At 70.4% G+C, this 17,068-nt stretch carries 13 protein-coding genes; 9 read left to right on the top strand and 4 right to left on the bottom strand.

Annotation, left to right across the window (positions count from 1 at the left end):
- Positions 1-74: 74 nt before the first annotated feature.
- Positions 75-1,262, bottom strand: a complete 1,188-nt coding sequence (locus OG520_RS37410; protein WP_399331655.1) for an ROK family protein — start codon at positions 1,260-1,262, stop codon at positions 75-77.
- Positions 1,263-1,427: 165 nt separating this feature from the next.
- Here OG520_RS37410 and OG520_RS37415 point away from each other — a divergent pair, with 165 nt between their 5' ends.
- The 6 genes from OG520_RS37415 (at position 1,428) to OG520_RS37440 (ending at position 10,180) form a co-directional block, all read left to right on the top strand.
- Entirely contained in the window at positions 1,428-2,915 is a 1,488-nt protein-coding gene (locus OG520_RS37415) for a sugar ABC transporter ATP-binding protein (protein ID WP_406016082.1), read from the top strand.
- Positions 2,912-3,928: an ABC transporter permease gene (locus OG520_RS37420; protein WP_406016083.1), complete on the top strand. Its 1,017-nt coding sequence runs from the start codon at positions 2,912-2,914 to the stop codon at positions 3,926-3,928. The genes OG520_RS37415 and OG520_RS37420 overlap by 4 nt, the downstream gene beginning before the upstream one ends.
- Positions 3,925-4,932: an ABC transporter permease gene (locus OG520_RS37425; RefSeq protein ID WP_406016084.1), complete on the top strand. Its 1,008-nt coding sequence runs from the start codon at positions 3,925-3,927 to the stop codon at positions 4,930-4,932. The genes OG520_RS37420 and OG520_RS37425 overlap by 4 nt, the downstream gene beginning before the upstream one ends.
- A complete protein-coding gene (locus tag OG520_RS37430; protein ID WP_406016085.1) occupies positions 4,929-6,143 on the top strand; it encodes an ABC transporter substrate-binding protein in 1,215 nt (404 codons plus the stop codon). The genes OG520_RS37425 and OG520_RS37430 overlap by 4 nt, the downstream gene beginning before the upstream one ends.
- Positions 6,140-7,012, top strand: coding sequence for a sugar phosphate isomerase/epimerase family protein (locus tag OG520_RS37435; protein WP_406016086.1), 873 nt, complete (start codon positions 6,140-6,142; stop codon positions 7,010-7,012). The genes OG520_RS37430 and OG520_RS37435 overlap by 4 nt, the downstream gene beginning before the upstream one ends.
- Positions 7,013-7,084: 72 nt before the next feature.
- Positions 7,085-10,180, top strand: coding sequence for a ThuA domain-containing protein (locus OG520_RS37440; RefSeq protein WP_406016087.1), 3,096 nt, complete (start codon positions 7,085-7,087; stop codon positions 10,178-10,180).
- A gap of 70 nt (positions 10,181-10,250) precedes the next feature.
- Here OG520_RS37440 and OG520_RS37445 read toward each other — a convergent pair whose 3' ends face one another.
- The gene (locus OG520_RS37445) at positions 10,251-11,387 is read right to left on the bottom strand and encodes an aminoglycoside phosphotransferase family protein (protein WP_406016088.1); all 1,137 of its coding nucleotides are present in this window, start codon (positions 11,385-11,387) and stop codon (positions 10,251-10,253) included.
- A gap of 231 nt (positions 11,388-11,618) precedes the next feature.
- Between OG520_RS37445 and OG520_RS37450 the strand changes: the two genes are divergently transcribed.
- Positions 11,619-13,118: a hypothetical protein gene (locus OG520_RS37450; RefSeq protein ID WP_406016089.1), complete on the top strand. Its 1,500-nt coding sequence runs from the start codon at positions 11,619-11,621 to the stop codon at positions 13,116-13,118.
- A gap of 141 nt (positions 13,119-13,259) precedes the next feature.
- Here OG520_RS37450 and OG520_RS37455 read toward each other — a convergent pair whose 3' ends face one another.
- Positions 13,260-14,729: a PP2C family protein-serine/threonine phosphatase gene (locus OG520_RS37455; RefSeq protein ID WP_406016090.1), complete on the bottom strand. Its 1,470-nt coding sequence runs from the start codon at positions 14,727-14,729 to the stop codon at positions 13,260-13,262.
- A 390-nt stretch (positions 14,730-15,119) separates the two neighbouring features.
- Here OG520_RS37455 and rpmG point away from each other — a divergent pair, with 390 nt between their 5' ends.
- Positions 15,120-15,284 (top strand): 50S ribosomal protein L33, encoded by a 165-nt coding sequence (rpmG, locus tag OG520_RS37460; RefSeq protein ID WP_399331675.1) that lies wholly within the window; start codon positions 15,120-15,122, stop codon positions 15,282-15,284.
- A gap of 192 nt (positions 15,285-15,476) precedes the next feature.
- On the opposite strand, the gene OG520_RS37465 is transcribed toward rpmG, so the two are convergent.
- Positions 15,477-16,151 carry a YoaK family protein gene (locus OG520_RS37465; RefSeq protein WP_406016091.1) on the bottom strand — a complete coding sequence of 225 codons (675 nt, stop codon included), beginning with the start codon at positions 16,149-16,151 and terminating at the stop codon, positions 15,477-15,479.
- 122 nt (positions 16,152-16,273) lie between these two features.
- Between OG520_RS37465 and OG520_RS37470 the strand changes: the two genes are divergently transcribed.
- Positions 16,274-17,011: a tyrosine-protein phosphatase gene (locus OG520_RS37470; RefSeq protein ID WP_406016092.1), complete on the top strand. Its 738-nt coding sequence runs from the start codon at positions 16,274-16,276 to the stop codon at positions 17,009-17,011.
- Positions 17,012-17,068: the final 57 nt, after the last annotated feature.

The raw sequence follows: 17,068 nt of genomic DNA on the forward strand, positions 1-17,068 counted from the left end.
AACCGCACGGCGAAGTGCCGGAGTGACCGGTGCCCCTCCGCGCGCATCATCCCTGCGCGGAGGGGCACTCGGGCTCAGCCCGCGACCAGCCGGTTCACCTGCGCGGGAGACAGGGCGTGCTCGATGGCGAGAATCCCCGCCCCCACCGCCGCCGCGTTCTCACCCGTGCGGCTCGGCTCGATCCGCAGCAACTGGGTGGCCAGCGGATGCGAGCGCCGGTACACCGCCTCCCGCACCCCCGCGAGCAGCTGGTCGTGAACCGCGGCCAGCGCGCCGCCCATCACCACCGTGTCCGGATTGAAGAAGTTCACCAGACCGGCGAGGACCTCGCCCACCGCCCGCCCGGCCTCCCGCACCATGCGTACGGCGTCCCGGTTGCCGGACTGCACCAGCCGCACGACATCGCTGCCCGATGCCGCCTCCAGCCCCAGTCCGACCAGCTTCGCCGCCAGTGACGCACCGCCCGCGACCGCCTCCAGGCAGCCCGAATTGCCGCACCGGCACGGATCGTCGAGATCCCCGACCCGGATATGGCCGATGTCGCCCGCGCACCCCTGCGCCCCCCGGTGCAGCCTGCCGTCGGCGACGATTCCGCAGCCGATGCCCGTACCGACCTTGATGTACAGCAGATAGCGGCAGTCCGGGAACGCGCGTCGCTGTTCACCCAGCGCCATCACGTTCACATCGTTGTCGACGAGCGCCCGCACCCCGAACCGGGAGGCGAAGAACTCCGGGATCGGGTACTGGTGCCAGCCCGGCATGATCGGCGGATCGACGGGACGGCCGGTGGAGAACTCCACCGGACCCGGCACCCCGACGCCGATGGACCGCAGCGTCCTCGGTTCCCGGTGCGTCTCCTCCAGCAGGGCGCGCACGGTGCGTTCCACGTGCCGCAGCACGGAATCCGGGCCGTCCCCGATCGACAGCGGCTCCTCGTGCGTGGCGAGCGTGGTCCCACCGATGTCCATCAGCGCCACCCGGCAGTGCGAGGCCCCCAGATCCACCCCGGCCACCGCGTGCTCACGGGTGCGCAGCGCCAGCCGCCGGGGCGGCCGGCCGCCGGTGGAACCGCCGTCGGCGTCCTCGTCCACAAGACCGTGCGCGATCAACGCGTCCACCCGCTGGGAGACCGTCGAACGGGCCATTCCGGTGACCCGGGCAATATCGGCACGGGTCGCCACCGCCCCGGAACCGATCAGTGCGAGCACCTCGCCCGGCGAGTGCGATGCGGCAGCGGAATTGCGATCCGACGGCGAAGACATGGCAGTCACCCTAGGGACGACTTTCGCTGCTCACAAGGCATCCAATGTTCGGTCATCGGCATAAGTGAGGGCCAAGTCGCCGTAAATCAAAGGTGCTTGAGACCTTGACACTCCCAATGTCTGTCACGACTCTGCTCTGCAGACCACTGAGCGAGGAGCAGTTCGATGCTGACGATGCAGGGTGTGTCCAAGAGTTTTCTCGGGGTGCGTGTGCTCGAAGGGGTGGGGCTCGACCTCGAAGCCGGAGAAGTGCATGCCCTGGTGGGGGAGAACGGTGCGGGGAAGTCGACACTGATGAAGATCCTCGCGGGCGAGCACTTACCCGATGCGGGGACCCTCACCATCGACGGCACCGCTCACTCCTTCAGCCACCCGGCCCAGGCCCAGGCCGCCGGGATCGGCATCATCCACCAGGAGTTCGCGCTCCTGGAGCACCGCACGGTCGCCGAGAACGTCTTCCTCGGCCGCGAACCGACCCGGTACGTACTCGTCGACCGACGCACCATGGAGCGGCGCACCGCCGAACTCCTCGCCGAGCTCGACGAGACCGGCATCACCCCCCGGACCCCCGTCCACGAGCTGTCCGTCGCACGCCGGCAGACCGTGGAGATCGTCAAGGCCCTCGCATCCGACGTCCGCATCCTGGTGATGGACGAACCCACCGCCGCACTCGCCGACCACGAGGTCGAGCGGCTCTGCGCCCTGGTCCGCCGCCTGACCGCCCGCGGACTCGGCATCCTCTACGTCTCGCACCGGCTCCGCGAGGTCTTCGACCTCTCGCGGCGCATCACCGTCCTCAAGGACGGCCGCCGCGTCACCACCCTCGACACCCGCGACACCGACGCCGACACGGTGGTGCGCGCCATGGTCGGACGGGAACTCGGCGCCTACTACCCGCCCCGGGCCCGCCCGGGAGAGCCCGGCGAGGCGCGGCTCACGGTGAGCGGCGGCGGCAACGCCCGGATCTCCGGCATCGATCTGACCCTGCGGGCCGGCGAGGTCGTCGGCGTCGCCGGTCTCCAGGGCTCCGGCCGCACCTCCCTCGCCCGCGCCCTCTTCGGCGTCGACCCCTTCACCACGGGCACCATGACCGTCGGCGGGGAGCCGCTGCGCCCGGCACGCCCCCGGGAAGCCGTCCGGGCCGGAATCGCCCTGGTCACCGAGGACCGCAAGGGGGAGGGACTCGCGCTGCACCAGTCGGTGGCCGACAACGCGCTGCTCGTGACCCGCGCCGTCCCCGCGCGCGGCGGACCGGCCGCGCGCCGTGAGGTGACCGCGCTGCTGGAACGCGTACGCCTCCACGCCCACGGCGACGACCAGCAGGTCCAGTACCTGTCCGGCGGCAACCAGCAGAAGGTCGTCATCGCCAAATGGCTCGCCGCCCGCCCCCGGGTGCTCCTCTTCGACGAGCCGACCCGCGGCGTCGACGTCGGCGCCAAGGCGGCCATCCACATCCTCGTGAGGGAACTGGCACGCGAGGGCCTCGCCGTACTGATCATCTCCTCCGAACTGCCCGAACTGATCGGCATGAGCGACCGCATCCTCGTCATGGCCGAAGGCCGCCTCGCCGGTGAACTGCCCGCCGGTGCCCCGGAAGAGGCCGTCATGCGCGTCGCCACCGGCGGCGACCGCGCACGGGAGGGAGCAGCATGACCGCGCTACGGCCCGACTTGAGCACCCGGCCCCGTGCCAACCCGTCACGGACGGCCCGGCCGCGCCTCAGCGGCCCCGTGGCCGGGGTCTGGCTCGCCGCCCTCGCCGTCACCGTGCTCGGCTGGATCGCCGTCGCGGCCCGCGGCGGGGACTTCCTGACCGTGACCAACGTCGTCACGATCCTCCAGAACTGTGTTGCCCTCGGGCTGGTGGCCGTCGGCCAGTCCGCGGTCATCCTCACCGGATCGCTCGACCTCTCCGTCGCCTACCTCATCAGCCTGGGCACCCTCGTCGCCGCGGAGACGATGAAGAGCGCCGGCGTGCTCGTCGCCGTCATCGCCGTCCTCGCGCTCTGCGCCGCCGTCGGCCTGGCCAACGGGCTGATCGTCACCGGCCTCAAGGTCAACGCGTTCATCGCCACCCTCGGCACGGCCTTCATCCTGCGCGGCTGGATCGAGGACAACTACACCGGCCCTGCGGGCAAGGTCCCCGCCTCCTTCCAGCACCTCGGCTACGACCGGATCGGACCGGTTCCCGTCTCCCTCTTCCTCCTCCTCGCGGTCGCCGCCGCCCTCTGGCTGATCACCCGCCGCACCCGGCTCGGCCACCACATGTACGCGACCGGCGGTGACGAGCACGCCGCCCGGCTCTCCGGCGTCCGCACCCGGCGCACCGTCATCGCCGCGCACCTCCTGTGCTCGCTCTGCGTCGGCGCGGCGGCCCTCTTCCTCGCCGCCCGGCTCGGCGCCGGGGCTCCCTGGGCGGGCACGGAGGCCCGCTACGACCTGGAGTCCATCGCTGCCGTCGTCCTCGGCGGCACCGCGCTCGCCGGAGGGCGCGGGGGAGTGTCGGGCACCCTCGGCGGAGTCCTCGTCCTCGCCGTGCTCGACAGCGTCTTCAACCAGCTGTCCGTGGACCCGTTCTTCAAGAACGTCGTCCGCGGCGTCGTCATCATCGCGGCCGTCGCCCTCTACGCGCGGGGCCGCCGCACCCCGCAGGAGAGGACCGCATGACCGCCGCCGCCCAGGCGCCCGCCGGCCGCCGTGTCCTGCGTGCCCTCACCACCGGCACACCCGTCTACCTCCTGCTCGCGGTGCTCCTCGCCGCGCTCGCCCTCACCGACCCGGGCTTCTACGAACCCGACCGCTTCCTCTCCTTCGCCAAGCGCGCCGCACCCCTGGTGATCCTCGCCGCCGGCCAGTACCCGGTCATCGTCTGCGGCGAGTTCGACCTCTCCGTCGGAGCGATCGTCACCGCCGGGGTGGTCGTCGCCGCCGAACTGTACGGTTCGTTCCCGGCCGCTCCCTGGCCGCTCGTCACCGCGGTGCTGCTGCTCGCCGGGGCCCTCGCCGGTCTCGTCAGCGGACTGATCACCACCCTGCTGCGCGTGCCCTCGTTCATCACCACGCTCGGCATGATGCTGATCCTCGAAGGTGCCGTCTTCTTCTGGACCGGAGGCTCCCCGCACGGCGCGCTGCCCGGGGAATTCCGCAGGCTGGGGCGAGGCACCGCGTTCGGCTGGCTGCCGTGGGCCGTGCTCGCCTGCGTCGTCGCGGGACTCCTGGCCGTACGCCTGATGCGTTCCGACTTCGGCCGTACGCTCCTCGCCACCGGCGACAGCGAACGAGCCGCGGCGCTGGCCGGAGTCCGGGTCGCGCGCGCCCGGACCATCGCCTTCGTGCTCTCCGGCGTCGCGGCGGCGCTCGCGGCCGTACTCGTCGGCGGCTTCTCGGGAGTCTCGGCGCAGGCCGGCCGGGGCTACGAGTTCGAGGCGATCACGGCCGTCGTGCTGGGCGGCGTGGTGCTCGGCGGTGGCCGGGGCTCCGTCGTCGCGGCGATGGCCGGGGCGTTCTCGCTCCAGGCACTGTTCACCCTGCTCAACCTCCAGGGCGTCTCCGGAGCCCTGGAATCGACCGTGCAAGGCGTCATCGTCATCGCCGCCGTCGCCCTCGGCGCAGCCGACTGGTCCCGGCTGCGCCGCCGCGGCACCGAATCCCCGGGAGCGAACACCTCATGAGCACGCGAAAGTTCGGACATGCCCTCGCGCCGGTCGCCGCCATGCTGGGCGCGGCCCTGCTGGCCGGCTGCACGAGCGACGCACCGCCCGACGCGCCCGCCGCCCGAGCGAGCGGCAGCTCGGGCGACCCGGGTACCGGCGAGCAGTCGAAGTTCTTCGACCGGGCCGAGTACGAGCGCCAGCTCGGCCTCGCCGAGGTGACCCCGCAGGGGCCCGCCGGAAAACCGTGGGAGCAGATGCTCGGCCCGAAGCTCGTCGACACCACCCAGTACCGGAAGAAGGGATCCGGGGGAATCCGTCTCTGCTTCTCCAACGCCGGAGTCTTCAACCCCTGGCGCCAGGTCGGCCTGAAGAACATGCGGGCCGAGGCCGCACTCCACAAGGAGATCACCGGCTTCACCGTGCTCGACGCACAGGGCAAGGACGACAAGCAGATCTCCGACATCCAGGAACTCGCCGACCAGGACTGCGACGCCCTGATCGTCTCCCCGAACACCACGGCCACCCTCACCCCCGCCGTCGAGCAGGCCTGCGGAAAGGTGCCCGTGATCGTCTTCGACCGGGGTGTCGAGACCGACTGCGCCGTCACCTTCATCAACCCGATCGGCGGTTACGGATACGGGGCGGTCGCCGCCGACTTCCTTGTCGGGAAGGTGAAGCCCAAGGGGAAGATCCTCGCCCTGCGGATCTCCCCGGGAGTCGATGTGCTGGAGACCCGCTGGTCGGCGGCGAAGCTCGCGTTCGACAAGAGCGGACTCGACGTCGTGGACGTGAAGTTCACCGACGGCGACCCGGCGAAGACCAAGGCGATCGTCACCGACGCCCTCACCCGCAACGGTGACATCGACGGCGTCTGGATGGACTCCGGGGCGACCTCCGTCGCCGCCGTCGAGGCATTCGAGGACGCCGGAAAGGACGTACCGCCCATCACCGGTGAGGACCAGCAGGACTTTCTCCAGGTCTGGAAGGAGAAGAAACTCACTGCCATCGCCCCCTCGTACCCCACCTTCCAGTGGCGCACCCCGGTCATCGCCGCGCTGAAGATCCTCAAGGGGGAGCGGGTCCCGAAGGAGTGGAAGCTTCCGCAACCCACCGTCACCCAGGACACCCTCGACCAGTACTACAAGCCCGGCATGCCGCCCCTGCACTACGCGATGTGCGGCTGCGAGAACCTGCCCGGCTTCCCGGAGAAGTGGGGAGGAAAGAAGTGACCGCCGCCTTCCCGCTCGGCGCCAATCCGTGGATCTGGCACTCGCCGGTGACGTACGAAACGCTCGGTGACGTCCTGCCGCGGCTGTCCGGGTGGGGCTTCGACTGCGTCGAGATCCCACTGGAGAACGAACGGGACTGGGCACCCGCATCCGTCGCCAAGCTCCTCGACGCCTCCGGCCTCGCCCCCGCCGCGGTGATCGCCGTCATGCCGCCCGGCCGCGACCTGGTCCGCACCGATCCGCAGACCGTCCGGGGCACCCAGGACTACCTGTACCGGTGCGTCGACGCCGCCCGCGCCCTCGACGCCCCCACCGTCGCCGGACCCATGTACGCGGCGGTGGGCCGGACCTGGCGGATGGACCGCACCGAACGCGCCGCGGTGTACGAGGAGTTGCGCGAGAACCTCGCCCCGGTCGTCGAACATGCCCGCGCGGCGGGGGTGCGCCTCGCCGTGGAGCCCCTCAACCGGTACGAGACGAGCCTGCTCAACACCGTCGACCAGACCCTCGAAGCGCTGACCGGGCTCCCCGGGGCCACCATCGGCCTCGCGCTCGACGTCTACCACCAGAACATCGAGGAACGCTCGCTGCCCGACGCCGTGCGCCGCGCGGCCGGCCGTATCGTCCATGTCCAGGTGTGCGCCAACGACCGGGGCACGCCCGGCGCCGACTGTCTCGACTGGCCCGGCTTCCTCACCGCGCTCACCACGAGCGGCTACTGGGGCCCGCTCTGCATCGAGTCGTTCACCGCGCACAACGACGCCATCGCGGTCGCCGCCTCGGTCTGGCGGCCGCTCGCCGGTACCCAGGACAGCATCGCGACCGACGGCCTGGCCTTTCTGCGCCGCGCCGTGAGGGCTGTCCCCTGACCCTGCTCGTCCGCAACCCACAGAGAGGACCCACTCGTGAGCCGTCACCGATTGCGCTGTCATGTACGTGACATGCGGCGAACGTTCATCACGCTGGTGGGCGCACTGCTCCTCGCGCTCACCGCACTGCCCGCGACCGCAGCCACCACCGGCAAGGCCCCCGCCTTCAGAGCCCTGCTCTTCACCCGCGCCGTCGGCTACGTGCACGCCTCCATCCCGGCCGGCATCCAGATGTTCAAGGAGGAAGCGGCCGCCGGTGGATTCGAGGTCGTCGAGACCGCCGACCCCGCGGTCTTCGACACCACGAAGCTCAAGGACTTCGACGTCGTCGTCATGCTGCAGAACTCCGGCATGGTCTGGGACACCGACGCCCAGCGCGAGGCGATGCAGGCCTACGTACGCGGCGGTGGCGGCGTCGTCGCCATCCACAACACCCTCGACATGGGCATCGAGGAGACCTTCCCCTGGTGGGACGAGGCCATCAACGGCGGCGTCCACATGCCCGCCCACTCACCCGGCGTCCTCCAGGGCACGGCCAAGGTCGCCGACCGCGTCCACCCCTCCACCGTGGGACTCCCCGAACGCTGGGAGCGCCCCGAGGAGTGGTACAACTTCGACCGGAACCCCCGCGGCGACGTCCACGTCCTGGTCACCGCCGACGAAACCACGTACAACCCCGGCGGCTCCGCCATGGGCGCCGACCACCCGATCTCCTGGTGCCGCAACACCGAGGGCGGCAGGGTCTGGGCGACCGCCATGGGTCACGACACCGCCTCGTACAGCGAAGCCGCCTTCCGTACCCATGTCATGGGCGGCGTCAGGTGGGCCGCGGGCAACAAGCCCGGCGACTGCGGCGGCACCGTCTGGAGCGGCTACGAGAAGGTCGCACTCGACGACAACACCGCCGACCCGATGGAACTCGACGTGGCCAAGGACGGACGGGTCTTCTACGTCCAGCGCAGCGGCGAGGTCAACATCTACGACCCGGCGACCCACGCGACCACCACCGCCGGGAAGCTCGACGTCTACACCGGCGGCGAGGACGGCCTGGTCGGCATGGAACTCGACCCGGACTTCATGAAGAACCACTGGATCTACCTCTACTACGCCCCCGCGGGTGCCACCGAGGACGTCAACCGGCTCTCCCGCTTCACGGTCGAGGGCAGCACCCTCGACCGCGCGAGCGAGAAGAAGCTCCTCGACGTCCCCGCCTACCGCGACCGCACCTTCCCCGAGCCCGGACACACCGGAGGGGCCGTCGAGTTCGGCCCGGACCGCACGCTCTACCTCGGCGTCGGCGACGACACCCCGCCCAACCTCGACCCGAACTGGCAGGGGTACGCCCCGCTCGACTGGCGCGAGGGCAAGCAGATGCTGGACGCCGCCCGCACCGCGGGCAACACCGACGACCTGCGCGGCAAGATCCTTCGCATCAAGCCCAAGAACTCCGGCGGCTACACCATTCCCAAGGGCAACCTCTTCGCCCCCGGCACGGCGAAGACCCGCCCCGAGATCTACGCCATGGGCTTCCGCAACCCCTTCCGCTTCACCGTCGACCCGAAGACCGGCTACGTCCACGCCTCCGACTACGGCCCCGACCGCGGACTGCCCACCACCGACCGGGGACCCGAGGGCCTCGTCGAGTACAACGTCATCAAGAAGGCAGGCAACTTCGGCTGGCCGTTCTGCCACGGCAACAACCAGGCATACGCCCCCTACAACCCGGACACCAAGGAAATCGGCCCGAAGTTCGACTGCGCCAACCCGGTCAACCCCTCGCCCAACAACACCGGGCTGACCGAACTCCCGCCGATCCAGCAGCCGGAGATCTGGTACGGCTACGGGGAGTCGAAGGAATTCCCCGAGGTCGGCAGCGGCGGCTCGGCCCCGATGAGCGGCCCCGTCTACCACTACGACCGGAAGAACCCGTCCACCACGAAGTTCCCCGCCTACTTCGAGGGTGCGAGCTTCTTCTACGAGTGGTCGCGCGACTTCGTCAAGGAAGTCCGCTTCGACAAGGACCAGAAGGTCCTGAAGATCAATGACTTCCTCTCCACCCAGAAGTTCAACAAGCCCATGGACATGACGTTCGGACCCGACGGTTCGCTCTACGTCCTCGAATGGGGCAGCTCCTTCGGCGGCGGCAACAACGACTCCGGGCTCTACCGCATCGACTACGCGCAGGGGCAGCGCGCACCGGTCGCCAAGGCCGCCGCCTCCGCCACCGACGGCCCCGTCCCGCTGAAGGTCGACTTCTCCAGCCGGGGCAGCGAGGACCCGGACGGCGACACGCTCAGCTACGCCTGGGACTTCGACGGCGACGGCACCTACGACTCCACCGAGGCGGACCCCAGCCACACCTACACGGCCAAGGGCGACTTCGCCGCCCAGCTGAAGGTGACCGACTCCACCGGCAGGTCCGGCTACGCCAACATCCCCGTCACGGCGGGCAACACGGCCCCGAAGGTGACCATCGACTTCCCGGTCAGCGGCAAACTCATCGAGTTCGGCGACAAGATCCCGTACAAGGTCACGGTCACCGATCCCGAGGACGGCCCGGTCGACTGCTCCAAGGTCACCGTCAATCCGGCCCTGGGCCACGACGACCACGAGCACCCCACCACCGACATACCCGGCTGCGAAGGGACCGTGGACACCGGTGACCTGGGCGGCCACCCCGAAGGCGCGGATCTCACCTACGTACTCAACGCCAAGTACACCGACAAGGGCGGCGACGGCGTCTCCGCCCTGACCGGCTACGGCCGCGCCGTGCTCCAGCCGAAGCACAAGCAGGCGGAGTACTACGACGCGCAGTCCGGCACCCGGATCGTTGCCCAGGAAGGAGCCGAGAACGGCAAGCGGATCGGAGACGTCTCCGACGGCGACTGGGTCGCCTTCGACCCGATGAGCGTCGAAGGCATCGGCACGGTCAGTTACCGGCTGTCCTCACCCAACGGGGTCGGCGCGATCGAACTGCGCGCGGACGCCGCCGACGGCCCGCTGCTCGCCACCACCCCGGTGCCCAATACAGGCGGCTGGGACAACTACCAGGCGACTTCGCCCGTGCCCGTCCAGGAACTGGCGGGAACCCACAAGCTGTACCTCGTCTTCACGTCCCCGCAGGACAATTCCTTCGACGTGGACGCGGTCGACTTCAAGAGTCCCTGACAGCGCATCGGCGCGCTGCGGGCCCGGTGTGTCGGCACCGGGCCCGCAGCGCGCGTCCCCCCTGGCAGGGTCAGCGAGTGCCGACCGCGGCACGCACGGCCCTGCGGGCCATCGCGCAGTCGTCGTGCAGCCGGCGCAGCAACAGCCGCTGCTCCTCGCTCGACGACAGCGCACCCGGGCGGTCCTGCCCGGCGCCCGAGGTCGCCGAGTCGCGCATGGCCCGCTGCACGGCCGTCTCGTACGTACGGATCTCGCGGGTCAGCACCAGCATCAGGTTCACCAGGAACGCATCCCTTGCCGCGGGCCCGGCGGCCTGCGCCAGCTGGCTGATCTGACGCCGCGCCGCCGGTGCGTCACCGAGCACCGTCCAGAGCGTCGCCAGGTCGTAGCCGGGCAGATACCAGCCCGCGTGTTCCCAGTCCACCAGCACCGGGCCCGTGGGCGACAGCAGAATGTTGGAGAGCAGCGCGTCACCGTGGCAGAACTGCCCCATGCCCTGACGGCCGCCCGCGTGCGCCAGGCCGTGCAGCAGCTTCTGGAGATCGCCCAGATCCCGGTCGGTGAACAGCCCCAGCTCGTGATAGCGGGCGATCCGCGAGGCGTAGTCGAGCGGGGCGTCGAAGAGCCTCGGTGCCGGCCGCCAGGCGTTGACCCGGCTGATCGCGCCCAGCGCCGCCCGAATATCGGCCCGGGGCGGAGCCTCCGACGGATGTCTGGTCAACGCGGCCACCCGGCCGGGCATCCGTTCGATCACCAGGGTGCAGTTCTCCGGATCGGCCGCGATGAGCCGTGGCACGCGCACCGGCGGACGGTGCCGGACGAACGCACGATATGCAGCTATTTCGTGACGGAACCGTTCCGACCACGCGGGGGAGTGGTCCAGTAAACACTTGGCGACCGCGGTCGCACGGCCGGTGGAGCCGACGAGCAGCACCGAACGGCCACTGCGGCGCAGCACCTGGACCGGGTTGAACTCGGGGCAGATCCGGTGCACCGAGGCGATCGCCATTCTCAGCTGCGCGCCCTGCGCGCCGGACAGGTCCAGCCGGCCGCTGAGCGGGGGGCCCACCAGACCCGCCGGCCGCCGCGGCCGGACCGCGCCGGGCGCCGATGGAGCGGCATGCGGAGCGAGGTACGGTCCGCCGCCGGCCCCCAGGGGACGAAGCGGCCGGGGCGGGGCGGTCACGGAGGACGATGCTGTGTACATGGGCGAGACAGATCCCTTCGCGCGCCGACAAGTTGCGTGCACCGCCCCGGCCGGCGGCCGTTCGGCACCCTGGGGAGTACCTAGGGCTGCCGGGCGGGGTGGCGCTTTCCTACCCGACACCGGCGGACGGGTGGCAGACCATGTGGCGCACCCTGGCGAACCCTGGCGAATAGTCGCAAGGCATCTGACAGGGGGTTACTGTCAACACAGCCGAGAACCTGGGGGCTTGACGTGACCGGAGAACCCAACACCCGCCTGTCCGACCTGTTCGGCCTTGCCGGCTGGTCCAAGGGCGAACTCGCGAGAATGGTGAACAGACAGGCGGCGGCCATGGGCCACCCGCAACTGGCCACCGACACCTCGCGGGTGAGGCGTTGGATCGACATGGGGGAGTCCCCCCGCGATCCCGTGCCCAAGGTGCTGGCTGCCCTGTTCACCGAGCAACTCGGTCGTGTCGTGACCATCGAGGACCTCGGGTTCGGCCGACGCGGGCGTGTGGGGAAGCGGCGAGAGGTCGGGACGCAGGACAATCCCGACGGACTGCCGTGGGCGCCCGAGCGGACGGCAGCGGTCCTCACCGAATTCACGGGAATGGACCTCATGCTCAACCGACGCGGCTTGGTGAGCGCGGGCGCCGCGCTCGCCGCAGGATCGACCATCACCGGCCCCATGCACGACTGGCTGCACTCCGACCCCGTACTGGCGGCCGACGCGCCACGGATCGACGACCCGTTGTACGCGGACCCGGCCGGTTTCGACCGGTACGAGGCCGCGCCCATCGGATCGGACGAGATCGAGGCGCTCGAACGCTCCGTCGAGGTGTTTCGCGCCTGGGACGCCTCGCGGGGCGGCGGACTCCAGCGCAAGGCCGTGGTGGGCCAGCTCAACGAGGTGGGCGGCATGCTCGCCTACCGCCATCCCGACCATCTCCAGCGCCGGCTGTGGGGTGTCGCGGCCAACCTCGCGGTACTCGCGGGATGGATGTCCCACGACATCGGCCTCGAACCGACCGCCCAGAAGTACTTCGTCATCGCGGCGCACGCGGCGCGCGAGGGCGGCGACCGTCCCCGCGCGGGCGAGGCGCTCTCCAGGGCGGCCCGTCAGATGGTCCACCTCGGCCGTCCCGACGACGCCCTGGACCTGATGAAGCTCGCCAAGTCCGGCTCCGGGGACATGGTGCTGCCGCGCACCCAGGCGATGCTGCACACCATCGAGGCGTGGGCGCAGGCGTCCATGGGCCGCGGGCAGGCGATGCGGCGCACGCTCGGCAAGGCCGAGGAACTCTTCACCTCGGACAAGAGCGATGTGCCGCCGCCGAGCTGGATGCAGATGTTCGACGAGGCGGATATGCACGGCATGCAGGCCCTGGCGTTCCGTACGCTCGCCGAACACGATCCATCGGTGGCGATCGTGGCTCAGCGCCATGCCAAACAGGCGCTGGAGCTGCGGGCCAACGGACGCCAGCGGTCCAAGATCTTCGACTACATCTCGCTCGCCTCGGCATGCTTCATCGCCGACGATCCCGAGCAGGCCGACCGGTACGCGCGACTCGCCCTGGTGACGATGGGGGAGACCTCCTCGCACCGCACCTGGGACCGGCTGCGCGAAATGTACCGGCTCACGGGCCGGTTCGCGGGCTACGCGAAGATCCAGGATCTGCGTGAGGAGATCGAGCTCTCCCTGCCGCAGAGCTCCATCATCAAGCAGCCCAGGCGGTCCTCGCAGATCTGAGACGGGGGCGTCGCGATGAAGGGGCGCCGAACACAGACCGTCCGAACACCGCACCCGTAGGCGGGGCAGCCCTCCTGCGTCATTGCGCCGTGTCCGGTGTTCCGTGTGTCCGAGTGGTTCTGTGCGCGTGCCGCCGTGCTGCTACGCCCCGATGCGGGCGATCAGTACACAGGCGTCGTCCAGGCGCTCGGTGTCGCCGAACTCCGTGATGACGGTCCGCAGGCACTCCTGTGCCGAACGGGCCTGCGCGAACCGAGGTGCCAGAGCAAGCAGCGCGTCCGGGCCCGCACCCCGGTCGCTGTGACGGTTCAGCCCGTCGGTGTGCAGTACCAGCACGTCGCCGGGCAGCAGGCGCACCTCGTCCTGCTCGTACGCGACCCCGGAGGCCGCACCGAGCAGGACCCCGTCCGGTGCGGGCAGCGGCCGCCCCGCTCCGTCGCGGAACAGCAACGGTGCGGGGTGCCCGGCCTGCGCCCAGGCAAGGGTGCCGGTGGCCGGATCGACACGGCAGCACACTGCGCTGCCGAGAGCGGATTGGACGGAGGATTCCAGTAACTGATTGAGGTGCCCCATCAGAGCACCCGGCTCGATGCCGGCCACGGCCATTCCGCGCAGCGCGCCCAGCAGCATCGCCATGGCCGAGGTGGCCTGGATGCCGTGGCCGGTCAGATCGCCGACCGTGAGGACGGTCCTGCCGTCCGGCATTTCCAGCGCGTCGTACCAGTCGCCGCCGATGAGCGAAGTCGACTCCGACGGAAGGTAGTGGGCGGCGATGTCCAGCGCGCCGGGCCCCTGTGAGGGAGGCCGCAGCGATCCCCGCCACGGGGGCAGTACGGCCTCCTGGAGCTCGACCGCCAGACGGTGCTCGGTCCGTGCCCGGTGCTCCCGGCGGCGCAGTGAGTCATGGGTCCGGCGTAGCGCCTGCTGGCTGCGCCGCAGCTCACTGACGTCGCGCAGGACGGCCCACATGGAGGCGGTGCACCCGTCCGAGTCGAGGACGGGCTCACCCATCATGTGGAGTGTGCGCATCCGGCCGTCCGTCCGCAGGATGCGGAACTCACCGTCTATCGGCTTTCCGTCCACCAGACAGTCCGTCACCAAGGAGGTGAGCAGGGGCTGGTCCTCGGGAAGGAGCATGGACGGGAGCTCGTCCAGCGAAAGCGGACCGGCTTCGGGGGACCTGCCGAAGATCTGGAACAGCTCCTCGGACCAGCTGACTTCGTCGGTGAGCAGATTCCACTCCGCGCTGCCCACGCGGCCGATCAGCGATCCTGGTTGCGGATCGTCGTGACGCTCCGGTGCGCCTTCTTCCGCCGAGTCCTGCGCTGCCTCCTGCGCCGAGGCCGCCGCGAGGTGCCCGGAGGTCGGGGACGGCAGGCCCTCCCGGAGCTGTCCCAGGTGCGTGCCGAGATCGTCGAGATGATGGACCGCGAGATCGCAGAGCGCCCGTTGCCAGCGCAGCTGCGGGTCTTCCTCGTCGATCAGCACCGTGTCCCGCCGCACGGCATCCACATCACCACGGAGCCGAAGGGTCCGGTTGATCAGCGCATCGACGGCGTCGCGCTCGGGTGGCTGTGGGGCGGGGCGGTCCGCGGACAGATGGGGCGGCATCTCGTACTCCGATACTGGCGCGGCACGACCAAGTCTGAAAGGTGGACCGAAGACGACTGTGGCACAGCCTGTGGGGGCCCGTAAGGGATTTGGCAACACTCGATGCGTTCTTGCTTCTGTCATATGCCACAGGCTGCACGGGGCGCCGATCCGTCGAACAGCCTTGCTGCCGACGGACGTTGACGCAAGTCATCCGGCGTGTGGGGACGGTTGTGCGCCCGCGCGCGTCGTTCTCGCGTCACGCGCCCGGCCCGATCGGAGGCATATGCGCGGCGTCGCAGGTGCCGGGCGGGAATGCGGTTCGGGTCGGCCGCGTTACAGCACCAGAACGAAAACGAAACCCATTCCCACTGGAGGGGGTGGGATCGGTGCAAGAGTCTGGAGGTGCCCATGGCCCGCAGTGAGTCCCGCCCCGTCGTGACGCTCCGGTCGACAGCCGGAACCGGGCAGAGCTACGTGACGCGCAAGAGCCGTCGGAACGACCCCGACCGTCTGGTGCTGCGCAAGTTCGATCCCGTGGTGGGGCGGCATGTGCTCTTCCGTGAGGAGCGCTGACCGCGGATCTGCCGGAAGGCCTCATTCCGTGCTGTGGATCACAGTGCGGGGTGCGCATTTCCGGGAACGGGAAGCGGTGGTTTATCGTTCACCTATATGTGGATGTCGCGCACCGCGCCCACCCGCAAGCCGCCCCGGCTGGATTCCCCCGATCCGGCCGGGGCTTTCCTCTGCGCCCGAGCTCCGTCGTGGTCAGCCCCCGGACGGCCTTCGGCGCAACGTCTCGACGAGCAGCGCGCCCGCCGCCGACAGCGCGGCCGGCGCTGCTGCCGCGCCCGGCCACAGGCGTACGGCCAGCGCGGTCACGGCCGCGCCCACCACGACCGCGATCAGCCTGCCGGCCACCCAGCGGTCCCGGTGCTCCCACGACCGCAGAGCCGCCCTGCCGACGAGGGCCGTGAGCGTGCCGGTGAAGTAGTTGGTGGGCGTCGCGCGGATACGGCCCTGGATGCCCATGGCCGCGGCGACGAGCCCCAGCAGCCCCAGCCGGTCCCCGTCGGAAGCGACCGGGCCCAGCGCCCACAGCACGGCCCCCGCCGTCAGCAGGACCACCTCGATCAGCAGCGTCACCGGCAGCGGCCACCGCAATCGCTCGTTCATCCACGCGCCGCAGGTGACACCGATGCCGTAGGTGACCAGCGCGGTGATCACCCGCAGCGCCACCCCGTGTTCTCCGGCACCGGTGGCGGAGATGCCGAGCAGTACCAGATTTCCGGTCATCACCCCGGCGAAGACCTGGCCGACGCAGATGAAGGCGAATGCGTCGGCCGCGCCGGAAGCGGCCGACAGAAGCAGCAGGGACCATTCGCCCTGTGGATCGAGCCCGGCGCTGACGGCGGGAGCGGAGGGGCGCGTGGGAGTGGACACGCCTGCATTCTCGGCTCGGGCCCCGCCGGGATCACGACTCGCGGCCCGCACGGCGCGCCGGGGCGGTCCCGTATTGGCGGGGCGCTGACACGTCCCGCCGCATCCCTTTAGAGTCCTCCGTCGTGAACAGACATTTGGCGTTCGAGCGACTGCACAACTTCCGCGACGTCGGGGGCTATCCGGGGGAGGGCGGTCGACCGGTTCGCCAGGGACGGCTCTACCGGTCCGATTCGCTGGGCAAACTGCGTGGCGAGGACTGGGACCGGTTCCTGACCCTGGGGATCGGCACGGTCATCGACCTGCGGTACGACTGGGAGATCGCCGCCAAGGGGCGAGTGCCCGAGGCGCCGGGACTGCGTTACCACCACCTCAGCATCGAGCACCGGCCCTACGACCAGGCCGCACTGGGCCCGGAGGTGGAGACCGGGCGCTTCCTGGCCGACCGGTACGCCGAGGTCGCCCACGACGGAGCCGTCGAACTCCGCCGCGCCCTGGAAGTGATCGCCGCCGAGGACAGCGGACCTGTCGTCTTCCACTGCGCCTCGGGCAAGGACCGGACCGGGCTGCTTGCCGCACTGGTCCTGTCCCTGCTCGGTGTGGCCGAGGACGACATCGTCGCCGACTTCGCGCTCACCGGGCTCGCCACCGAACGGCTCCTGGCCGACTGGCGGGCGGACCACCCCGGCCAGGAACCGGTCTGGCCCGGATACGGCCGGGCGCCCGCAGACATCATGCGGTTCTTCCTGGCCGACCTCGCCGCGGCACACGGCTCCGTCCACGCCTACGCCACCGAATTCCTCGGTGCCGAGGAGGAATTGGTGGAGGCCCTGCGCGGCAACCTGCTCGAACCCACCGGGTGAGTCCGGGTGCCCCGGCCGCGGGCCGGGGCACCCGATCGGCCCGCGGCCGATTGCGGG

Source organism: Streptomyces sp. NBC_00984, from assembly GCF_045162475.1.
Lineage (GTDB): Bacteria > Actinomycetota > Actinomycetes > Streptomycetales > Streptomycetaceae > Streptomyces.